Here is a 675-nt window from a genome sequence, read left to right as displayed (position 1 = left end):
AAATGAGAGAATTAAAGGAACTCTTTAGATTAAGAGGGCAGTTAGTTAAGGAAAGAAAAATGTTATTTACTCATGAGAAGGTTAAACCAGAAATGCCGTATAATTCGATAAAGGCACATTATGCATCTAAAAAGGTTTTAGATTGTCTTAGTGAATCTATTAAAGAGATAGAACAGGAGATTATGTCAATAATTGATTCAGATATTAATCTTAGTCGAAATTATTATTTAGTTACAAGTGTTGTGGGAGTAGGCCAAGTTACAGCATGCGAACTAATTGTAAAAACAGGTAATTTTAAAGAGATAAATACTGCTAGAAAGGCATCCTCTTATGCAGGAATTTGTCCTTTCCCAAATTCAAGTGGTAAGATGGTCAAGAAGTCAAAAGTTAGTAATATGGCTGATAAAGAACTAAAAACACTACTTTACATGTGCTCAGTTGTAGCTAAAAGTAAAAATGCTCAATACAGACTGTATTATGAAAGAAAACGATTGGAAGGAAAGCCCCATTTTTTAATTATGAATAATATAGCAAATAAACTTTTAAGAACAATTTACAGTATAGTTAATACTGGTGTACTTTATCAAATAGGTCATGTAACAGAGGATCCAAGACTTAAAGAGAAAGTCGCTTAAAGTCTTGGATTTATCAGAGTATTCGTTTTTGGGCTAAGCC

The 675-nt window shown here is 31.6% G+C and carries 1 protein-coding gene; it reads left to right on the top strand.

The features are described from left to right. On the top strand, positions 1–635 hold a 635-nt coding region (locus OM075_RS25325; RefSeq protein ID WP_301193351.1), incomplete at its 5' end, for a transposase. Positions 636–675 lie beyond the last annotated feature (40 nt).

This window comes from Plebeiibacterium sediminum (assembly GCF_026013605.1).
GTDB classification, from domain to species: domain Bacteria; phylum Bacteroidota; class Bacteroidia; order Bacteroidales; family Marinilabiliaceae; genus Saccharicrinis; species Saccharicrinis sediminus.
Note: the sequence above shows the minus strand (reverse complement) of the source record. Positions and strands in the feature narration are given on the sequence as shown.